Genomic DNA, 18,534 nt, shown 5'->3' with positions numbered 1-18,534 from the left:
GTGGTCGGGGTTTAGGCTTGTGCGAATGCGTGACCAGCGCTTGCGGCCTTGCGGGTTCTGTGGTGCGCGCTGCTGTAGGCGCGGCGGATTTCGGTTTGCTTGAATCGGCGAAGACGGCCGGGAACGTTTTGGTTCGTGACCATTTCGAGGAAGGCATCAGTGCCGAGGTGTTCGAAGGCCAGGGCCATGCTGGGTGCGGCTACGTCGCGCAGCCAACGCACGTTGCGGGTGACTTCTGCCTCGATGGTTTGGGCCGCGAGCTTTGCCTCACACGGCACGGGCTCAGGCAGGGCCTGCATGGCGGGTTTGGCTTCGCGCAGGATGGCCGCGTGGTAGTCGCTGGCGCCTGCGAAATAGTCTTGCGGGCGGCGCAGCATGTCGGTGCCGAGGACGCGCAGTTTGTTGCCGTAGCGCAGTTCCGCGCGCAGCCAGCTGGTGGCGTCTTTCTCGCCGAAGAGCTGGTGGCCTTTTTCGTAGAAGTTGGTTTGCTTGCCCGCTTCCTTGCTACCCATGTAGAAGCTGCGCGCCTTGCCGTTGCACCAGTCTCCGACCATGTTGCATTTCGGGCGCTTGCCTGCGACGTCGCACAGGCCGTTTTCGTAGTCCCGCTTGATGCGCTCCATGCCGCCTGTGATGCCTTCGAAGAAGTCCAGGGCGAGATCGATGCGGGTCAGGGTGCCGCCCACGTCATCGATGAGGTTTGCGAGGTGATCGCGCCAGCCGTTTTGGGCAAAGGTGCAGGCCGTGCCGTAGAGGTTGACGTGCATGGTTTTGGCCTGCGCTTGCTGGCGCGGGCTGTCGCCGCTGGCGAGGAAGCCGACCCAGCCGACTTCACTGCCGTTGCGCTCGATGCTCCAGCGGTGACGGTAGAAGTCATGGCCTTTGCGCAGTTCGGGGGCGACGGTGAAGTCTTCGCCCAAGGTTTCCGCTACGCGTTCGGCCAATTCCATCGCTTGCGCGCTAGGGGCGAATTCGGCGTTCGGGAGCTTGGCCAGGAGCTTGCGAAGGCGCAGCAGGCGCTGACCGCGTTCAGTGCGCTCCTGTTCGCTGACGGGTTCCATGTCCACGTCGGGCGTGGGCGTAGGGAACAGGGTTTCAACGCCGGGCATGGGGGCGTTGCGCAGCAGACAAGTGAAGCGCACCCAATCCACATGCACCACGTTGCCGGTTTCAGTACGTTCGGCCAGAAGGCGGAATTTGATTTCGTTGCCTTCAAGGACGAGGGCGCAGGTTTTGCTGTGCTTGTTCAGCACGGAGCGTGTCGGGCGGGTCATTGAAGGTTCTCCCCGTGATTACCATCGGGGAGGGCTTGCGCCTGCCCCGCCTCGGCGCGCGCGCCCGCGCTCCGCCTGCATGCGCGCGCGCCCGCATCGGCGTCCGCGCCGGTGGTCGATGCGGTGCACTGGCCGCAGGAGGAGCAGCCGGGCGCATCACCGCTGGCGCGGTGACCGGGCTCTATGGCTTCGCCACCAAGCCCCGCATGCGGGTCTTGGCCCATTCGGGTGACGATCCCTTGCGCGGGTGAACTGGCGGCAGCGCCCAGGGCATGGGGCACGGGCCGCGCATGGCTTGACATGGGGTTTGGCACCCCATACCCCGCCCCCACCAAGCTCGCTGCGCTCGACGCGCTATTCGCGCTTTGGCGGGGCCCCGGCTTGTCTCCAAAGAGGGGGCGGGCAGGACGCGCGCAAAGTGGGTGAGGACGTGCGTCACGCTCGCGGCCGCAGTGGCGGGTTTCGCGGCTTGTGCCTGGCACGTGGCGGGTTTCACCATGGCGCCCCCAATCCGCGCTCAATGGCGCGGCGCGTGGACGGGTCCACATAGTCGCCCGATTCCGCGCGCTGGAATGTGCGCAGAGACACGCGGCAATGCTTTGCGGCTTCGGGTTGCGTCAGCCCCTTTGCCACGCGCTGGCGGCGGATGAACGTCGCGCCGCGCGGGGCCTCATAGGGGCCACGGCGACCGGCGCCGGCCCCGATGGCGGGATCCGTGAAGATGCCGGTCATGGAAGCAACCCCTGCGCGCCCTCCAGGCGCAAGACGTGCAGACGGGCGCGATCAGGCGTCTTGCCGTCGCGCAGGTACGCGGCGCAGGCTTGCGCGGCGGTTTTGTAGTCGGCGGCGGAGCGGGCGTTGCCGTCGCGGATAGAGGCTGGCACCGGGGCCGCGAGGGCGCGGCGGCAGCGGTATTGCAGGTCGCGTTTGGCTTCGGGGCTCATTGCAGAACCCCATTGCGGCGGGCACCGTACAGGCCGACCTGCTTCCAGTTCCGGTTTGTGAGGGCGAAGCGCACAATGGACTGCAGCAACTCGTTTTTGCTGCAGTCCAGGTCGGCGGCGATTTCGGACAGCGTGGAGGCAATCTCGGGCTTGTCGGTGAAATCGATGCGGGCCTTGTCGGCGCGATAGGCAGCCTTGCGGGCGGCAGCGCTGGCATGGACTGCCTTGCGCCCCCGTCGCTTTTCGTTCCCGGGCTCGCATTGATTGCCACCCTCGCCGCCAACCTGAGCCAGCAGGGCTGCGGATGCACCCGCAAAGACGGGAGGATGGCAATCGTTTGCCGCATCCATCGCGGCTATCTCGGGCAATTGCAATTGCAAGGCTGGCATGGCTGGCTCCATACGTGTTAAATTCGCCATCAATCGCACAATTCACGACTGATCGTGATATTGATTATAGCGATTGATCGTGAATTTAACGATTGAGTTTGCTATGCGAACCGCAGAATTGATAGCTATTGCAAAAATTCGTTCAGGAAAAGAGCAGCAGCAGATGGCCGCAGAAATGGGCATCAGCGCAAGCAGGCTATCAGCCGTTGCCAAAGGGAAATTGCAGCCGAACGCCTCAGAAGTGGCCTATCTAGCGCAGCAAGCCCAAACCGACCCTCTACGAGCAATCGCAGACATCGAGACAGAACGCGAACCAAAATTCGCCCCCATATGGCAACGCCTATTGCACGCAGCGAATTCATAATTTCGCCGCTCATGACCTTGCTGCCGCTGCCTGCCTTCACCGACAACTACATCTGGATGTTGCACGACACGCAAGGCGCGGTCGTGGTGGATCCGGGCGATGCCGCGCCCGTACTGCAGGCGCTCTCCCGCTTGGGACTGCCGCTGCAGGCGATTCTAGTCACGCACCACCATGGCGACCACGTGGGCGGCGTGCAGGCGCTGCGGCAGGCCACCGGCGCGGCGGTCTACGGGCCCGCGCGCGAGGCCATGCCCGAGCCCCTCACGCGCCTGGCGCAGGGCGACGCGGTGGATGTGCTGGGCCTGCGCTTCACGGTGCTCGACGTGCCCGGCCACACGGCGGGGCATATCGCCTACTACTGCGCCGATGTCGATGGCGCGCCCGTGCTGTTCTGTGGCGACACGCTGTTCTCCGGCGGCTGCGGGCGGCTGTTCGAGGGCACACCGGCGCAGATGCTCGCGTCGCTGGATGCGCTGGCCGCCCTGCCCGGCGATACGCGCGTATGCTGTGCCCACGAATACACGCTTTCCAACCTGAAATTCGCGCGCGCCGTGGAACCTGCGAACGCCGCGCTGCTCCAGTACACAGCCGCCTGCGAAGCCTTGCGCGGCGCGGGCCAGCCCACGCTGCCCGCGCGCATGGCCACGGAGCGCGGCATCAACCCTTTTTGCGCACGCGCGAAGCTTCGGTCGCCCAGGCGGCCCGGGCGTTCGACGCAGGCGTGGACCCGCATGACGCCGTGGCCGTGCTGGCCGCGCTGCGCCAATGGAAGAACGAGTTTCGATGAGATTTCTGAACCTGTTGTGGCTCGCCAGCCTGCTGTGGCTGGCCGGCTGCGCCACCACCGGCACCCCTTCCGACACCACCAGCGGCGGCGCCCCCGCGGAGGCCGGCACCGCCGCCCACACGCCGCTCTACCCCTCCGGGCCGCTGCAGCCCATCACGCCGGGCGCCGCCGGGGCCTATGCGGTGGCCGGCATCAGTGCCCCCGCCGACCTGTGGGACCGCATCCGCCGGGGCTTTTCCATGCCGGACCTGGACACGGAACTGGTGCGCGACCGCGAGCAGTGGTATGCCACGCGGCCCGACTACATGCAGCGCATGACCGAGCGCTCCAGCAAGTACCTGTTCCACATCGTCGAGGAGCTGGAGCGTCGCGGCATGCCGACCGAGCTGGCCCTGCTGCCCTACATCGAGAGCGCGTTCAATCCCCAGGCCGTCTCCAGTGCCAAGGCGGCGGGCATGTGGCAGTTCATGCCCGCCACGGGCACCTACTTCGACCTCAAGCAGAACGCCTTCCGCGACGACCGGCGCGACGTGCTCGCCTCCACGCGCGCAGCGCTGGACTACCTGCAGAAGCTCTACGGCATGTTCGGCGACTGGCACCTGGCCCTGGCCGCCTACAACTGGGGCGAAGGCAGCGTTGCGCGCGCCATCGCCCGCAACGAGAAGCAGGGCCTGGGCACCGGCTACACCGAGCTCACCATGCCCGCCGAGACGCGCATGTACGTGCCCAAGCTGCAGGCCGTGAAGAACATCGTGGCCGACCCGGAGCGTTTCCGCACCGAACTGCCGCTGATCGAGAACCATCCCTACTTCCAGAGCGTGGAGATCACGCGCGACATCGACGTGTCGCTGGTCGCCAGCCTGGCCGGCATCCGCGAGGAGGATTTCCGCGCGCTCAACCCCTCGCTGCACCGCCCCGTGATCCTGGCCGCCGGCATGCCCCGCATCCTGCTGCCCTGGGACAATGCGCAGGTGTTCCGCCGCAACCTGGAGGCCTACAGCGAAGGCCAGTACGCGAGCTGGACGGTGTGGACCGTGCCCTCGACCATGAGCGTGTCCGCCGCCGCCAAGCGCACCGGCATGAGCGAGGCCGACCTGCGGCAGCTCAACGGCATCCCGCCGCGCATGATGATCAAGGCCGGCTCGGCCCTCATGGTGCCGCGCGCCACCACCACGCGGCAGGATGTGTCCGGCCACCTGGCGGACAACGGCCAGATCGCCTTCACGCCCGAGATCGTCACGCGCCGCACTACCGTGCGCGCCGGCAAGCGCGACACGGTGGCCAGCATCGCCCGGCGCTACAAGGTCAGCGCCGCCGACGTGGCAGACTGGAACGACGTGAAGGCCTCCAGCGCCTTCAAGGCCGGCGAGGCCGTGGTGATGTACCTGCCCGTGCGCCTGAGCAAGACCTCCTACGCGCGCACCAGCCCGCGCCAGCCGGTGGCCGTGGCCACCAAGGCCCGTGGCGGCAAGGCCGCCACCACGCCCAAGGGCGGCACGCCCTCCAAGCGCAAGCGCTGACTGGAACCTGGTTACAGGCGCAGGTTGTGCGCCCCCACCAGGCCCAGGATGCCGATCGCGATCAGGTACAGCGCCACGATCAGGTTGAGCAGCTTGGGCATGACCAGGATGAGGATCCCGGCGATCAGGGAGACGAGCGGTCCGATGCTGAGGTTGAACGACATATGCGGTTCCTGTGAACGTGAAACCGCCCACTTTAGCGCCGCCGCACACCCCTTTCAGATCTGGAACTTGAGCTTGGCCTTGCGCACCCAGTCGTTGCTGAACGTCTTGTGCAGGTCCACCCGCGTGGGCGAAAACTCCGGCTGCAGCCGGGCCACCGCGCGCAGGGCCGTGGCAGGGCCGTCGTCGGGCATCAGGCCGTCGGGCGACAGGGTTTCGCGCACCTTGTGGAAGGCCGCCAGGTAGGCGCTGCGGTCGCCCAGCAGGAACGGCTGGGGCACCACGCGCACCAGGTCCGCGGGGCTGGCCGTCTGCAGCCACTTGAGGGCATGCACCAGCGCATTGGCCAGCGCCTGCACTTGGGCCGGCTGGCGCTGCACGAAGGCCTGCGGCGCATAGAGGCAGGCCCCGGGCATGGAGCCGCCGAAAATTTCCGCCGAGCCTTTCAGCGTGCGCGTGTCGGCCAGCAGCCGCACCTCGCCGCGCTGCTCCAGCATGGTGAGCACCGGGTCGGCGTGGCACAGCGCATGCACCCGCCCCTGGCGCAGGGCCGCCAGCGCCGAGGCCGCGGTGCCCGTGCCCACGAAGGTGACCTGGTCCAGCGGCACGCCCGACTGGTTGAGCCACAGGCTCGCCAGGAACTGCGTGGACGAGCCCGGCGCCGTCACGCCCACGCGCAGGCCCTTGAAGCCCGCCACGCTGCGTACCGGCCAGTTGCGCACCGAGGCCGCCAGCGCCAGTTGCGGCGTGCGCCCCAGCAGCACCAGGCTGCGCAGCACGGCGCCCTGCGGCTGCTGGCGGATGACGTGGTCGTAGGCGCCGCAGCACACGTCGGCCTCGCCCTCGTGCACGGCCCGCAACGCCAGCGCGCCGCCCGGGTGGTCCTGGACCTGCACGTCCAGCCCCTCGTCGCGGAAGAAGCCCAGCTCCTGCGCCACGGTGAGCGGCAGGTAGTACAGCACGCTCTGCCCGCCCACGGCGATGCGCACCCGCTCGCCCGCACGCGGCTGCGCGCGCGCCCAGGCGGGCATGGCGGACAGTGCGCACCACTGGCCGAACCGGCGGCGGCTGATGGACAAGGGAGGCATGGCCTGATGACTATGGAAACAACACTGCATGTTGCAGTGCAGCAATCGTGCCCGACCCCGCGCGCTTGCGGTATGGGGGGAACCCTGTCGGGGAACTACGTACCTTCCGCCCGCCGCGTCAGCGCCAGCCCAGCAGCAGGATGGCGATATTGACCAGCAGCCCGGCGGCCCAGACGGCGCTGCGCACGGTGGGCATGTCGCCCACGTACATGGTGATGTAGGAGATGCGCAGCATCACGAACACGAAGGCCAGCATGTCCAGCATCATCTGGGGCGCACCGAGCTGGTGCGCGATGACCACGGCGCCGATGAAGAACGGCAGCGCCTCGAAGCTGTTGGCCTGCGCCGCGTTGGCGCGGGCGCGCCAGCCCGTCTGGCGGGCCAGCCAGGCGCGCGGGTCGTGGTTGTCCTTGCCGCGGAAGCTCCCGCGCTTGGCCAGCAGTGCGCAGGCCATGGGCAGCAGCGCGGCGATGAGTACGCACCAATAGGCCACGGTGAACCGTGCCACGTGCATCGTCGTGTTCATGGTGATTGGTAGTGTTTTTGGCCTATATCGCTTGGCAGACAAGCGCCAGCAGCTATCGATTGAAGAGCATCATCAGCGCCGGTCCGCGAGCGCATGAGCAATGGTGCCCAGGTCCACGTACTCCAGCTCGCTGCCCACGGGCACGCCGCGCGCCAGGCGCGTGACATGCACGCCCCGGCGCTTGAGCGCCTCGCCGATGGCATGGGCCGTGGCCTCGCCCTCGGCGGTGAAGCTGGTGGCCAGGATCACCTCCTGCACCACGCCGTCGCTGGCGCGCTCCAGCAGCTTGTGCACGCCGATGTCGCGCGGCCCCACGCCGTCGAGCGGCGACAGCCGCCCCATGAGCACGAAGTACAGGCCCTTGAACGCGCCCGTGCGCTCCATCGCGGACTGGTCGGCCGGCGTCTCCACCACCGCAAGGCGCGTCGCGTCGCGCCCGGGGTCGAGGCAGACCTCGCACACCGCGCCCTCGGTGAAGGTGTGGCAGCGCTCGCAGTGGCGCACGCTCGAAGCCGCCTGCGCGAGCGTGCGCGAGAGCACCTGCGCGCCCTCGCGGTCGTGCTGCAGCAGGTGGAAGGCCATGCGCTGCGCCGACTTCACGCCCACGCCCGGCAGGCGCCGCAGCGCCTGGATCAGCGCGTCGAGGGAGCTGGTGTCGGACATGCGCCCTGCACAGGTCAGAAGGGGAACTTCATCCCGCCGGGCAGGCCCGGCATGCCGGCCGTGATCTTGCCCATCTTCTCCTGCGAGGTTTCCTCGGCCTTGCGCACCGCGGCGTTGAAGGCGGCGGCCACCAGGTCTTCGAGCATGTCCTTGTCGTCGGCCAGCAGGCTCGGGTCGATGGTGACGCGCTTGACGTCGTGCTTGCAGGTCATCAGCACCTTGACGAGGCCGGCGCCGGATTCGCCCTCGACCTCGATGCTGCCCAGCTCGTCCTGCGCCTTCTTGAGGTTGTCCTGCATGGCCTGGGCCTGCTTCATGAGGCCGGCGAGCTGTCCCTTGTTGAACATGGTGTTTCCTTTGCTTTCTCTGGTTGATCCGTTTCCCCGGGAGAGGGGGGCTTGTTCTATGCGGGCTTGATGCTGCCTGGGACGATTTTCGCCCCGAAGTCGCGCATGAGCCGCTGCACGTAGGGATCGCCATGCACGATCTCCTCGGCCGCCCGCTGGCGCTCGGCCGCAGCGTGGGCATTGCGCAGTGCGGGGCTGTCGATCACCTTGCCCACCTCCACGGCGATCTGGCGCGCGTGGCCCGCCGCCTCCAGCGCGGCGCGCAGGCGCTCGCGCGCCGTGGGCTGGTTGAGCGATTCGCGCTCCACGCGCAGCAGCCAGTGGTCTGCGTCGCGCGCGACGAGCTGCGACTGCAGCGCCAGCTCGCGCACCAGCGCGGTGATGGCCTCCTGGGCGATGAGCTGCTGCACCGTGGCATGCCAGACGTCGCCCTCCTCGGTCGGCACGAGCCGGGCCGATGCAGGCACGCCCGCAGGCACCCCCTGCGGCTGCAGCCGTACGCCGGGCTCGGGCGCGGAGCGCACCGGGATCGCTACGGTTTCAGGAGCTGCTTGCGCTTGGCTGGCAGGCGCTGGAGGCTGATTTCGCCTCAAATCCTCGGGTGCCCGCACAGGCAGGCGCACGGGTTCCGCCCTGCGGGCGGTGTCGGGAGCGGCGTCGTGCAGCGCTTCGCTGACGGCCTGGTTCACGTCCTCGGGCGACAGGGCCTGCGGCGGTGCGGCAGGCACAGGCGCCGCGGCCGGCTGAGGTGCGGCCGGCTGAGGTGCCACCCGCGGCGGCGCAGCCGGCTCAGGCGGCGTCAGAGTTTTTTTCAGCCGAAGCAGCGGGCTTGAAGGCCAGCAGCCGCAGCAGCGCCATGGTCAGCGCGGCATATTCGTCGGGTGCCAGGCCCAGTTCGGTGCGGCCATGCAGGCAGATGCTGTAGAGCAGCTGCGTCTCGTCGGCAGGCATGGCGGCCGCCAGGCGGGCGATTTCGGCGGCCTCGGGGTCGCTGGCGTCCACGGCCATCTGCGGCACGGCCTGCAGCACGGCCATACGCTGCAGCACGGCGCTCATCTCTTCCAGCGTGGAGGCAGCGGACAGGCCATGCAGGCGCAGCGCATCGGCGGTCTCCACCACGGTCTTCCCGTCGCCGCGCGCCAGCGCGTCGATCAGCCGGAACACATGGCCCCGGTCCACGCTGCCCAGCATCTGGCGCACGCCCGCCTCCTGCAGCTGGCCGCTGCCGAAGGCGATGGCCTGGTCGGTGAGCGACAGCGCATCGCGCATCGATCCGCGCGCCGCGCGCGCCAGCAGGCGCAGCGCCTGCGGCTCGGCAGGCACGCTCTCCTGCGCCAGCACGCGCGTGAGATGCTCCAGCACCGTCTCGGGCGCCATCGGGCGCAGGTTGAACTGCAGGCAGCGCGAGAGCACCGTGACCGGCACCTTCTGCGGGTCGGTCGTGGCGAGCACGAACTTGAGGTACTCGGGCGGCTCCTCCAGCGTCTTGAGCATGGCGTTGAACGCCGTGTTCGTGAGCATGTGCACTTCGTCGATCATGAAGACCTTGAAGCGCCCCTGCACCGGCTTGTAGACGGCCTGCTCCAGCAGGCCCTGCACCTCGTCCACGCCGCGGTTGGAGGCCGCGTCCAGCTCGGTGTAGTCGGGAAAGCGGCCGCTGTCGATGTCGGTGCACGCGGGACACACGCCGCACGGCGTGGCAGTGATGCCGCCCTGCCCATCCGCCCCCTGGCAGTTGAGCGACTTGGCCAGGATGCGCGACACCGTGGTCTTGCCCACGCCGCGCGTGCCGGTGAACAGATAGGCATGGTGCAGCCGCTGCTGCGTGAGCGCGTTGGTCAGCGCCTGCACCACGTGCTCCTGGCCCACCATCTCCGAGAAGGTCTTGGGACGGTATTTGCGGGCGAGCACGAGATAAGACATGGGGGGTGATTCTATGACCCACGCCGCCCGATACCGGCGCGCGCCTTGCGAGAGACACCGCGCAAGGGCCGCCCCGCCGCGCCGGTGTCATCCCCCTTCCCGCATTGCGCAGCAATTCGAGAGAAGGGGAAGGCGCGAAGCGCCACAGGGGGTAGAATCCCATCCCGACGGGCCTCCCCGCATGGTGAAGCGGCCAACCGGGTCAGGTGGGGAACCAAGCAGCCCTAACTGTGGAGCCAGTGCCGGGGGTAAGGCTCGTCACCTCTTTCTTTTTTCTCCTACGCGAAAGTCGGACCAAACCGACGCCGATGTGCACCCCCAGGCCGACGCGCGCGCCCTGCAGTGCACGCCAACAATGGCCCGGCACACAACGCGATCAAGGAGAAAAACCATGCCTCTCGCCCTTTCCGCCAAACGCGCGCCCCTGTGGGCCGCACTGGCCGCAACCCTGGCGCTCGGCGCTTGTTCCAGCACCCCCGCTCCGCGCGAGCAGATGGCCGTGGCCAAGAGCACGGTGGACCGCGTCACCACCACGCCCGATACGGCGGCGGCCGCACCGGTCGAGTTGCAGGCGGCGCGCGACAAGCTCGCCAATGCCCAGCGCGCCATGGACAACAAGGACTACGACGAAGCCCGCCGCCTGGCCGAGCAGGCCCAGGCCGACGCACGCCTGGCCGAGGCCAAGGCGCAGGCCACGCGCAGCGAGCGCGCGGTGCGCGAGGTGCAGGACTCCGTGCGCGCCCTGAGCGATGAGCTGCAGCGCCGCTCCCCGCGGTAACCGCCCCTTCTTCGCCCAAGCCCTACACGGAGTTCCGACATGACTGAACGCATCACCTTCCCGCATTCCCGCGCGCCGCGCCTTGCCAGCGGCGCCATCGCCATGGCCGCCGTCCTGGCACTGTCCGCCTGTGCCACGCGCGAGCCCCCGCCCGAGCTCGACCAGGCGCGCACGATGGTCAACACCGCCGCGTCCAACCCCGAGGTGGCGCGCCGCGCCCCGCTGGAGCTGAAGAACGCCACCGACGCGCTGGCCCGCGCCGACAGTGCCTGGCAAAAGGATGCCGACGGCCCCGAGGCCCGCCACCAGGCCTACCTCGCACGCCAGAGCGCCGCTACCGCCACGGCCCTGACCCAGGCCCGTACCGCCGAGGACCAGATGAAGGACGCCAACGCCGAAGCCGACCGCCTGCGCCTGAACGCCCGCACGCGCGAGGCCGAAGCCGCACGCGGCCAGGCCGCCGCCGCGCAGGCCCAGGTGGGCAGCGCCCAGGCGCAGGCCGCGCAGGCCAATGCCCAGGCCGCACAGGCCAACGCACGTGCCGCCGCGCTGGAGGCCCGGCTGAAGGAACTGCAGGCGCAGCAGACCGAGCGCGGCCTGCTGGTGACACTGGGCGACGTGTTGTTCGAGTTCGGCAAGGCGCAACTGCTGCCCACCGCCGGGCCGCGGCTGGATACGCTCGCGGACTTCCTCAAGCAGTACCCCGACCGCCGCCTGCTGATCGAAGGCCACACCGACTCGGTGGGCTCGGACGCGACCAACCTCACGCTCTCCGAACGGCGCGCCCAGGCCGTGCAGCAGGCGCTGACCATGCGCGGAGTGGATGCCAGCCGCATCACCACGCGCGGCTACGGCAAGTCGTATCCGGTGGCCAGCAACGCCACGCCCGAGGGCCGCGCGCTGAACCGCCGCGTGGAGGTGGTCATCGCCGACGAGCGCGGCACCCTGCGCTCGCGCTGACCCCGCGCAGGGGTCTCAGGCCGGGACGCCGACGATCACGCTCGACGCCTTGAACAGGGCCGACGCCGCCACGCCCGGCGCCAGGCCCAGCGCGTCGCAGCTCTCGTTGGTGACGATGGCGGCCACCGCGCCGCCGCCCGGCAGGCCGATCACCACCTCGGTGTTCACGGCGCCCTTCTGCACGCGCGAGACCGTGCCCTGCAGCCGGTTGCGCGCCGAGAAGCGCGCGCCGTGGTCGTCGGTCACCACGATGACCGACGACGCCTTCACCAGCGCGAACGCCTCGGCGCCCGGCACCAGCCCCAGGTCCACCGCGCTGCCGTGCGTGACGATGGCCACGATGGCCGCGCCCATGCCGGGCACCTCCAGCGCGATCTCGTCGTTCACGGCGCCGGCGGTCACGCGGGACACCGTGCCAAAGAATTGGTTGCGTGCGCTCGTCCTCATTCCCATCCTCCGTATCAAAAGCAAATCATCGGCCACGCCCTGCGCCTGCACGCTGAGCTGGTCCACGAAACGGCGGTGCGCGCGCTCGATCACGCCGAAGCTGCGCACCAGCCGCATTCCCCGGTCGGTCAGGCGCGTGCCGCCCCCGCCCTTGCCGCCCACCAGCCGCTCGACCAGCGGCTCGCCGGCGAGCTGGTTCATGGTGTCGATGGCATCCCACGCGGCCTTGTAGCTCATGCCCATGGCCTTGGCCGCCCGGGTGATCGAGCCGTGCGTGGCGATGTGCGTCAGCAGTTCGACCCGGCCCGGGCCGCCCAAGCTGCGGCCGTCCACCGTCATCCACACCGATCCGCGCAATTCGATGCGCCCACCGCCCTGCTCCTCTGCCGCCATGGCCGCCCCTTTCGCTGAAAGACGCTAGTGTAGAGAAGCCGCCTACAGCGCTTCCACGCTCACGCCCACGTCGGCGGGCGGGGCGTAGTGCAGGCTGCTCGTGACCAGCGCATCCACGCCGCTGGCGGCGTAGTCCGCCGCGTTGCCCGCGTGGATGCCGCCCGCGGCCAGCAGCCGCAGGTGCGGATGGCGCTCGCGCAGCGGCGGGCACCATGCGCGCAGGTCTTCGGGCGTGGCCTTGTCGAACTGCACCACGTCCGCCCCCGCGCCCGCAGCGCGCAGGGCGTCGTCGAGCGAGTGGGCCTCGATCACGCATTTCTTCTCGGCCAGCGCATGCGCCACGGCGGCCAGGCGCCCGGCCACGCCGTCCCAGCCGCCGAGCAGCGCACGGTGCTGGGGGAACACCAGCACCGTCTCGCCCACGCCCAGGCGGTGCGGGAACGCGCCGCCGGCGAGCGTGGCCTTGAGCGCGATGCGGCGCAGCCCCGGCGCGTGCTTGCGCGTGGTGAGCACCGCCACGCCGGGCGCGGCGGCCTGCACGGCGCGCACCATGCGCGCGGTGGCGCCGGCCACGCCGCAGGCATATTCCAGCAGGTTCTGCGCCACCTTCCAGGCGCGCAGCAGGCCGGCCGCATCGCCCGTGGCGGCCAGCAGCACGTCGCCCGCCGCCACGCGCGCGCCGTTGGCGGTCACGGCCTGCACCGCGCCGCCGCAGTGCTGCACGATGCGCGCGGCCTCCTCGGTGCAGGCGGCCACGGCCTCGCCGCGGACGGTGAAGCGCATGCGCGCCTGCCGGCCGCCCACGGCGAGCAGGTAGGTGGTCAGGTCCACGAGCGGCGCATCCTCGGCGATCCAGGCGTCGATCGTGGCATGGTCGAAAAACACGGAATTCATAGCGCTCCCCAGCGACGTAGTACGAAGAAAGCCAGCGCGGCGATGCCCGCCAGCAGCAGCGACAGCGCGTTGGCACAGGCCAGGTTGCCGTCCATGACGTGGTTGTAGATGGCCAGCGACAGCGTCTCGGTGCGCCCGGCGATGTTGCCGCCGAGCATGAGCGACAGACCCACCTCGCCCAGCCCGCGCCCGCCGGCCAGCACCAGCCCGGCCGCCACGCCGCGGCGGGCCAGCAGCACGTCGATGCGCCAGAACACGCTCCAGGGCCGGTGCCCGAGCAGCGCCGCCGCCTCGCGCAGGCGCGGCGGTATGCCCGCGAAGGCCGCCTGCGCGGGCTTGACCATGAGCGGCAGCCCGGCGACGAAGGCGGCCACCACCAGCCCCGTCTGCGTGAACACGATCTCGGGCCGCAGCGCGGGCGGCAGCCACTGCGCGAGCCATCCCTGGCGCCCCAGCAGCATCAGCAGGAAGTAGCCCAGCACGATGGGCGGGAACACCAGCGGCAGCGTGACCAGCGCGTCGAGCAGGCCACGCCCCGCGAAGCGCCGGCGCGCCAGCAGCCACGCCAGCGCCGTGCCCAGCACGAGCAGCAGGCCCATGCTCCATGCCACCACCCCGAAGGTGAGCGGCAGCGGCGCGCCCGGACAGCCGAACATTCACATCCCGTGGCGTTCGAGCAGCTTGCGCGCGGCGGGCGAGGCCAGGTAGCCGAGGAAGGCGCGCACGGCAGCCCCGTCGGCGCGGCCCTTGAGCACGCCCACGCTCAGTTCGATGGGGTCGTAGCAGTCCTTTGGCGCGTCGATGGCATCGCCCGCGCGGCCCGCAAGCGCCAGCGCCTCGGTGCGGTTGACGAAGCCCGCGTCCACCTCGCCCGTGGCGAGGTACGCGCCCACCTGCGGCACGGTGGCCACCTCCAGCAGCCGCCCGGCCAGCGGCTGCGCGAGGCCCAGGCGCTCCAGGCTGGTGGCGGCCGCGTTGCCGTAGACGGCCTTCGCGCGGTCGGGCATGGCGATGCGCGCGAAGCGCGGCTCGCGCAGGTCGGCGATGGCGCCCAGAGCCTGGCCGCGCGCGGCCACCAGCACCAGCTTGCCCGTGCCCAGGTGCTGGAAGCGCTCAGCCAGCCCCATGGGCTTCAGAAAGGCGCGGTCGCCGATCATCAGGGCGATGTCGGGGTTCTGCCGCGCCTGCGTCTCCACCTGCTTCATGTTGCCGAAGCTGGCCTCGGCGCGGATGCCGGTGGTCTTCGTGAACTCCTCCAGCAACTGTGTCACCGGCCGGCGGTAGCCGGCACCGGCGGCGACCAGCAGGGTGTCGGCCGCCCAGGCGTTCGCGGCCACGAGAAAGGCCAGGCAGGCCAGGAAACAACGTCGCATGGGGACTCCTTTCACAAGCAAAGACAAATGCGCTCCACCGATTGGCCGAAGAAGTGGTAGCCCGAGCCGCCCTCGGCCAGCAGGTCGAGCAGTTCGGCGGGCGCATGCACGCGCGTGCCGCCCACCACGGTGACGCCCCGGCGTGCGAAGGGCGCGGCGCGCAGCGTGGCCGTGGGGCCGACCACGGCCGCCTGTGCGCCGCGGCGCAGGTGGCGCAGCAGACCGTCGAGCGTGCCGTTGACCAGGGTGGTCCCGGTGGCGATGAGCACGTCGGCCTCGGCCACGACCTCGGGCGCGCGCTCGGCAGGCGCGAAGAACGGCAGCTCCTCGGGCTTGAGCGTGGCGGGGTCGAGTTCGAGCATGTGGAAGGATTGGCCGCTGCGCCGCAGCGCGCGCAGGTACGGCGGGAAGGCGCCCACCAGCGCCACGCGCTGGCTGGGCGCGATGGCGAGCGCGTCGAACGCGTCGCCCGCCACCACCCGCGCGCCGGGCGGCGGGCCATCGCGCCGCCACAGCGTTTCGGCCAGCGCGTTGAGCGTGGCGATGGCCAGCGCCCGGCGCAGGTCCTGCGGGCGGTACAGGTCCCGCAGCACCTCGGCCGCGCTGCGCCCCGCGATGCGGCCGGGCACGGGCATGGCCCGCGCCGAGCTGGGGCAGCACACCGCCTCGGGCACGCTCTTGACGGGCGTGGCGCACAGGCCGCCCACGCCGTTGTCGAGCTGCACGCCGGTGAAGAAGATGCCCAGCACGGCGCGCGCGATGCGCAGGTGTTCCACGGCGCCAGGGCCTGTTCACACTATTTTTGCCAGTGCGAAGGCTGCGAAAACCGCGCCAATCTAGGCGCGTGACGACGCCACGGCCGGGGCCTTGGCTAGGAACGCAACGACGAGTGGCGCGGTTTTCGCAGCCTTCCCTTCGGGTTGCGATGGAAAAGGGCCATCCGCGGCGTTGCCAAACCTCGCTGGGGTGGCACCCCAGCTTCGTTTGGCGCCTAGCGCCTGGCCCTTTTTCATCGCAACGCATCTGGCAAAAATAGTGTGAACAGGCCCTAGCGTCCAGCACGTCGGCGTGCAGCTCGGCCAGCAGGCTGTCGGACTCGGCGTTCAGCATGGCGTTTTCTCCCAGGAGATGAAGGCCCAGCGCATGGGCTCGCCCGCGCGCTGGGCGGGCGTGGCGCGTTCGTACCAGGCCAGCAGGCGCGCGGTTTGCGCCACGCTCAGCTCGCCCACCGACCAGGCCAGTCGGCGCGCGAAGTCGTCGAAACCCTGCGCGTCGGCCAGCCGGCTTTCCTGCACGAGGTAGTCCAGCCGCGGGTGGATGCCCATGCGGTGCAGGATGTTCACGACGTAGATGTAGTCGGGCACGGTAGGCACGCGCCGGCCGATGGCGTCCTGGATGGCCGGATCGGTGAAGTGCCCGCCCACCAGGTGCGTGAGATAGACGCGCCGGCGCGCCTGGGCATGCAGCCTGGCGAGCGCGGCGGCGATGTCGTCCACCTGGGTGGAGCGCGAGGCGACCACGATGTCGCACACGGGCACGTCGCTCCAGTCGTCCTCCCAGGCGCGGTGCAGGGTCTCGACGTGGGCCAGGCCGCGCGCAGCCGCCTGGGCCTGCATCGCGTCGAGCATGGCCCGGCTGTAGTCCAGCCCCACCACGCGCTGCAGCCGCCCGGCCACGGCCAGCGCGATGGTGCCGGGGCCGCAGCCCACGTCGAGCAGCGACTCGGCCCCCGCGAGGTCCATGCGCGCGACGAATGCGTCGGCATAGCGGCTGTGCAGCGCGCGGGCGGCCATGCCGGCAGCGCGCGCGTCCCAGGCCGCGGCGGTCTTGCGCGTGCGCGCAGCGATGGCGAGGTGGTCGCGGTAGAGGCGGCCGAAGTCGATGGCTTCGATGGTCATGCGGTCATCCGGCGGAGAAACGGCGAGAGGGAGGCGGCCACGGCGCCCTCGCTCACGCCATAGAGCGCGGCGAGCGCCGCCGGCGTGGCCGTGGCGCGGGGCGTGCCGATGGCCGCGAGCCGCCCGCCGCCCAGCAGCGCGATGCGGTCGGCGACGCGCAGCGCGTGCTCGGGCTGGTGCGTGGTCATGAGCACGGCCATGCCGCCCGCGCGCAGGCGTTCGATGTGCTCCAGCACGCGGATCTGGTTGCCGAAGTCCAGGCTGGCCGTGGGCTCGTCCATCACCAGCAGCGCGGGCTCCTGCGCCAGCGCGCGGGCGACGAGGGCGAGCTGCCGCTCACCGCCGCTGATGGCCGTGTAGCTGCTGACGCGCAGGTGGGCGATGCCGAGCATCTCCAGGCAGTGCCGCGCGACCTGCCGGTCCGCCGCGCCCGGCGCGGAAAAACGCCCCACGCGCGCGGCGCGGCCCATGAGCACCACGTCTTCCACAGTGAAGGGGAACAGGCCCGCGTGCGCCTGCGGCACGTAGCCCACGTGCCGCGCGAAAGCCGCGCGGGGCCAGGCGGCCACGCTCTGCCCGCTGCAGCGCACCTCGCCCGCCAGCGGCGGCAGCAGGCCGAGCAGCGTGCGCAGCAGCGTGGTCTTGCCGCAGCCGTTGGCGCCCAGCAGGCATAGCACCTCGCCGGGCGCCAGCGCGAAGGCCAGCCCCTGCGCCACGCAGCGCCGGCCGTGGCCGATGGAGAGGGCCTGCGCCTGCAGCACCGCGCTCATTCCTGCCTCCCCGGGCGGGCCAGCAGGAACAGGAAGAACGGCGCGCCCACCAGCGCGGTGAGGATGCCCAGCGGCACCTCGATCGGCGCCACGGTGCGCGCCAGCGTGTCCGTCGCCACCAGGAAGCCCCCGCCCAGCAGCAGCGACGCGGGCAGCAGCCGCGAGAACTCCGGCCCCACCAGCAGCCGCGCCACGTGCGGCACCACCAGCCCCACCCAGCCGATGATGCCGGTGAGCGACACCGCCGCCGCCGTGGCCAGCGTGGCCGCGGCCACCAGCACCAGGCGCAGGCGGCCCACGGCCACGCCCAGCGCCAGCGCTTCTTCATCGGGCAGGCCCAGCAGGTTGATGCGCCAGCGCAGCAGCGCCATGGGCACCAGCCCCGCGAGCAGCGCGGGCGCGGTGGCCAGTAAGTCGGCGGCGGTGACGGCGTTCAGCCCGCCCAGCAGCCAGAAGGTGATGGTGGGCAGCTGCGCCATCGGGTCGGCCAGGATCTTGACGAGCGAGATGCCCGCGCCCAGCAGCGCGCCCACGGCCACGCCCGCGAGCACCAGCACCAGCACCGGGTCGTGCCGCCGCACCAAGCCTGCCACCGCCAGCACCACCCCGACGGCCAGCAGCCCGCCCACGAAGGCCAGCGCCTGCACCGCCACGATCGGCAGGCCCGCGTAGATGGCCGCCACCGCGCCCAGCCCGGCGCCGGCCGACACGCCCAGGATGTCGGGCGAGACCAGCGGGTTGCGGAACATGCCCTGGTAGGTGGCGCCCGCCGCCGCCAGCGCCGCGCCCACCAGCAGCCCGGCGGCCACGCGCGGCAGGCGGATGCTCCACACCACCGTCTCCACGGCGGCAGGCAGGCCTGATTCGGCCCCCATGAGGCGCGCGGCCACGGCGCGCCACAGCTCGCCCGGCGCAACGGGAAACTTGCCCGAGGCGAAGGCCACCAGCACCACGGCCGCGAGCAGCCCCACGGCCAGCAGCCAGCGCAGCGGCATCGCTATTGAAACAGGAGCTGCTTGCGCTTGACCAGCAAG

21 protein-coding genes, 1 other RNA gene and 2 pseudogenes are annotated in these 18,534 nt (G+C 70.6%); 6 read left to right on the top strand and 18 right to left on the bottom strand.

Translation table 11 applies throughout. From position 1 onward, the window contains the following. Positions 1-11 precede the first annotated feature (11 nt). From AAG689_RS05580 to AAG689_RS05565, 4 genes are all read right to left on the bottom strand, one after another. Complete coding sequence (locus tag AAG689_RS05580; RefSeq protein WP_406625077.1) at positions 12-1,274, bottom strand: replication initiation factor domain-containing protein; 1,263 nt, start codon at positions 1,272-1,274, stop codon at positions 12-14. 492 nt (positions 1,275-1,766) lie between these two features. Continuing rightward, on the bottom strand, positions 1,767-2,006 hold the full coding sequence (locus tag AAG689_RS05575; protein ID WP_406625076.1) for a multiprotein-bridging factor 1 family protein: 240 nt from the start codon (positions 2,004-2,006) through the stop codon (positions 1,767-1,769). Then, complete coding sequence (locus tag AAG689_RS05570; protein WP_406622940.1) at positions 2,003-2,218, bottom strand: hypothetical protein; 216 nt, start codon at positions 2,216-2,218, stop codon at positions 2,003-2,005. Before AAG689_RS05570 ends, AAG689_RS05575 begins: the two co-directional genes overlap by 4 nt. Continuing rightward, positions 2,215-2,607: a hypothetical protein gene (locus AAG689_RS05565; protein ID WP_406625075.1), complete on the bottom strand. Its 393-nt coding sequence runs from the start codon at positions 2,605-2,607 to the stop codon at positions 2,215-2,217. The genes AAG689_RS05570 and AAG689_RS05565 overlap by 4 nt, the downstream gene beginning before the upstream one ends. Positions 2,608-2,686: 79 nt before the next feature. On the opposite strand from AAG689_RS05565, the gene AAG689_RS05560 reads away from it, so the two are divergent. From AAG689_RS05560 to AAG689_RS05550, 3 genes and pseudogenes are all read left to right on the top strand, one after another. Then, positions 2,687-2,971, top strand: coding sequence for a hypothetical protein (locus AAG689_RS05560; RefSeq protein WP_406625074.1), 285 nt, complete (start codon positions 2,687-2,689; stop codon positions 2,969-2,971). Between the two features lie 11 nt (positions 2,972-2,982). Then, positions 2,983-3,758, top strand: a pseudogene (gene gloB / locus AAG689_RS05555) (hydroxyacylglutathione hydrolase). Beyond that, positions 3,755-5,278 (top strand): transglycosylase SLT domain-containing protein, encoded by a 1,524-nt coding sequence (locus AAG689_RS05550; RefSeq protein ID WP_406625073.1) that lies wholly within the window; start codon positions 3,755-3,757, stop codon positions 5,276-5,278. The pseudogene gloB and the gene AAG689_RS05550 overlap by 4 nt, the downstream one beginning before the upstream one ends. Before the next feature lie 11 nt (positions 5,279-5,289). Here the strand turns inward: AAG689_RS05550 and AAG689_RS05545 are convergent, their stop codons facing one another. The 6 genes and pseudogenes from AAG689_RS05545 to dnaX all read right to left on the bottom strand — a co-directional run bounded on the left by AAG689_RS05545 (position 5,290) and on the right by dnaX (position 9,987). Beyond that, a complete protein-coding gene (locus AAG689_RS05545) occupies positions 5,290-5,442 on the bottom strand; it encodes a DUF3096 domain-containing protein (RefSeq protein WP_406625072.1) in 153 nt (50 codons plus the stop codon). Positions 5,443-5,496: 54 nt separating this feature from the next. After that, positions 5,497-6,528: an ABC transporter substrate-binding protein gene (locus AAG689_RS05540; RefSeq protein ID WP_406625071.1), complete on the bottom strand. Its 1,032-nt coding sequence runs from the start codon at positions 6,526-6,528 to the stop codon at positions 5,497-5,499. 118 nt (positions 6,529-6,646) lie between these two features. Beyond that, complete coding sequence (locus tag AAG689_RS05535) at positions 6,647-7,054, bottom strand: MAPEG family protein (protein WP_034691160.1); 408 nt, start codon at positions 7,052-7,054, stop codon at positions 6,647-6,649. A gap of 72 nt (positions 7,055-7,126) precedes the next feature. After that, positions 7,127-7,717 (bottom strand): recombination mediator RecR, encoded by a 591-nt coding sequence (gene recR, locus AAG689_RS05530; protein WP_020229496.1) that lies wholly within the window; start codon positions 7,715-7,717, stop codon positions 7,127-7,129. Between the two features lie 14 nt (positions 7,718-7,731). Continuing rightward, the gene (locus AAG689_RS05525) at positions 7,732-8,064 is read right to left on the bottom strand and encodes a YbaB/EbfC family nucleoid-associated protein (RefSeq protein ID WP_020229495.1); all 333 of its coding nucleotides are present in this window, start codon (positions 8,062-8,064) and stop codon (positions 7,732-7,734) included. A gap of 56 nt (positions 8,065-8,120) precedes the next feature. After that, positions 8,121-9,987: pseudogene (gene dnaX, locus AAG689_RS05520) on the bottom strand (DNA polymerase III subunit gamma/tau). 166 nt (positions 9,988-10,153) lie between these two features. Here dnaX and ffs point away from each other — a divergent pair. The 3 genes from ffs (at position 10,154) to AAG689_RS05505 (ending at position 11,725) form a co-directional block, all read left to right on the top strand. Further along, an RNA gene (ffs, locus tag AAG689_RS05515) (signal recognition particle sRNA small type) lies at positions 10,154-10,250 on the top strand. A 128-nt stretch (positions 10,251-10,378) separates the two neighbouring features. Further along, complete coding sequence (locus tag AAG689_RS05510; RefSeq protein WP_020229493.1) at positions 10,379-10,765, top strand: DUF4398 domain-containing protein; 387 nt, start codon at positions 10,379-10,381, stop codon at positions 10,763-10,765. A 39-nt stretch (positions 10,766-10,804) separates the two neighbouring features. After that, positions 10,805-11,725, top strand: coding sequence for an OmpA family protein (locus AAG689_RS05505; protein ID WP_406625070.1), 921 nt, complete (start codon positions 10,805-10,807; stop codon positions 11,723-11,725). A 15-nt stretch (positions 11,726-11,740) separates the two neighbouring features. On the opposite strand, the gene AAG689_RS05500 is transcribed toward AAG689_RS05505, so the two are convergent. The 8 genes from AAG689_RS05500 to AAG689_RS05465 form a co-directional block, all read right to left on the bottom strand. Next, a complete protein-coding gene (locus AAG689_RS05500; RefSeq protein WP_406625069.1) occupies positions 11,741-12,565 on the bottom strand; it encodes a TOBE domain-containing protein in 825 nt (274 codons plus the stop codon). A 42-nt stretch (positions 12,566-12,607) separates the two neighbouring features. Then, positions 12,608-13,459: a ModD protein gene (modD, locus tag AAG689_RS05495; protein WP_406625068.1), complete on the bottom strand. Its 852-nt coding sequence runs from the start codon at positions 13,457-13,459 to the stop codon at positions 12,608-12,610. Then, positions 13,456-14,115: a molybdate ABC transporter permease subunit gene (locus tag AAG689_RS05490; RefSeq protein ID WP_406625067.1), complete on the bottom strand. Its 660-nt coding sequence runs from the start codon at positions 14,113-14,115 to the stop codon at positions 13,456-13,458. Before AAG689_RS05490 ends, modD begins: the two co-directional genes overlap by 4 nt. Continuing rightward, positions 14,116-14,832: a molybdate ABC transporter substrate-binding protein gene (gene modA, locus AAG689_RS05485; RefSeq protein ID WP_406625066.1), complete on the bottom strand. Its 717-nt coding sequence runs from the start codon at positions 14,830-14,832 to the stop codon at positions 14,116-14,118. It abuts the gene before it with no gap. An 11-nt stretch (positions 14,833-14,843) separates the two neighbouring features. Next, complete coding sequence (locus AAG689_RS05480) at positions 14,844-15,608, bottom strand: Rossmann-like domain-containing protein (protein WP_406625065.1); 765 nt, start codon at positions 15,606-15,608, stop codon at positions 14,844-14,846. A gap of 327 nt (positions 15,609-15,935) precedes the next feature. Then, positions 15,936-16,730, bottom strand: coding sequence for a class I SAM-dependent methyltransferase (locus AAG689_RS05475; protein ID WP_406625064.1), 795 nt, complete (start codon positions 16,728-16,730; stop codon positions 15,936-15,938). Continuing rightward, positions 16,727-17,500 (bottom strand): ABC transporter ATP-binding protein, encoded by a 774-nt coding sequence (locus AAG689_RS05470; RefSeq protein WP_406625063.1) that lies wholly within the window; start codon positions 17,498-17,500, stop codon positions 16,727-16,729. The genes AAG689_RS05475 and AAG689_RS05470 overlap by 4 nt, the downstream gene beginning before the upstream one ends. Beyond that, on the bottom strand, positions 17,497-18,495 hold the full coding sequence (locus tag AAG689_RS05465; RefSeq protein ID WP_406625062.1) for a FecCD family ABC transporter permease: 999 nt from the start codon (positions 18,493-18,495) through the stop codon (positions 17,497-17,499). Before AAG689_RS05465 ends, AAG689_RS05470 begins: the two co-directional genes overlap by 4 nt. Positions 18,496-18,534: the final 39 nt, after the last annotated feature.

Source organism: Acidovorax sp. SDU_ACID1, from assembly GCF_045291395.1.
GTDB lineage: Bacteria > Pseudomonadota > Gammaproteobacteria > Burkholderiales > Burkholderiaceae_C > MR-S7.
The sequence above is the reverse complement of the archived record's forward strand: the minus strand, read 5'-3'. Positions and strand labels throughout refer to the sequence as shown.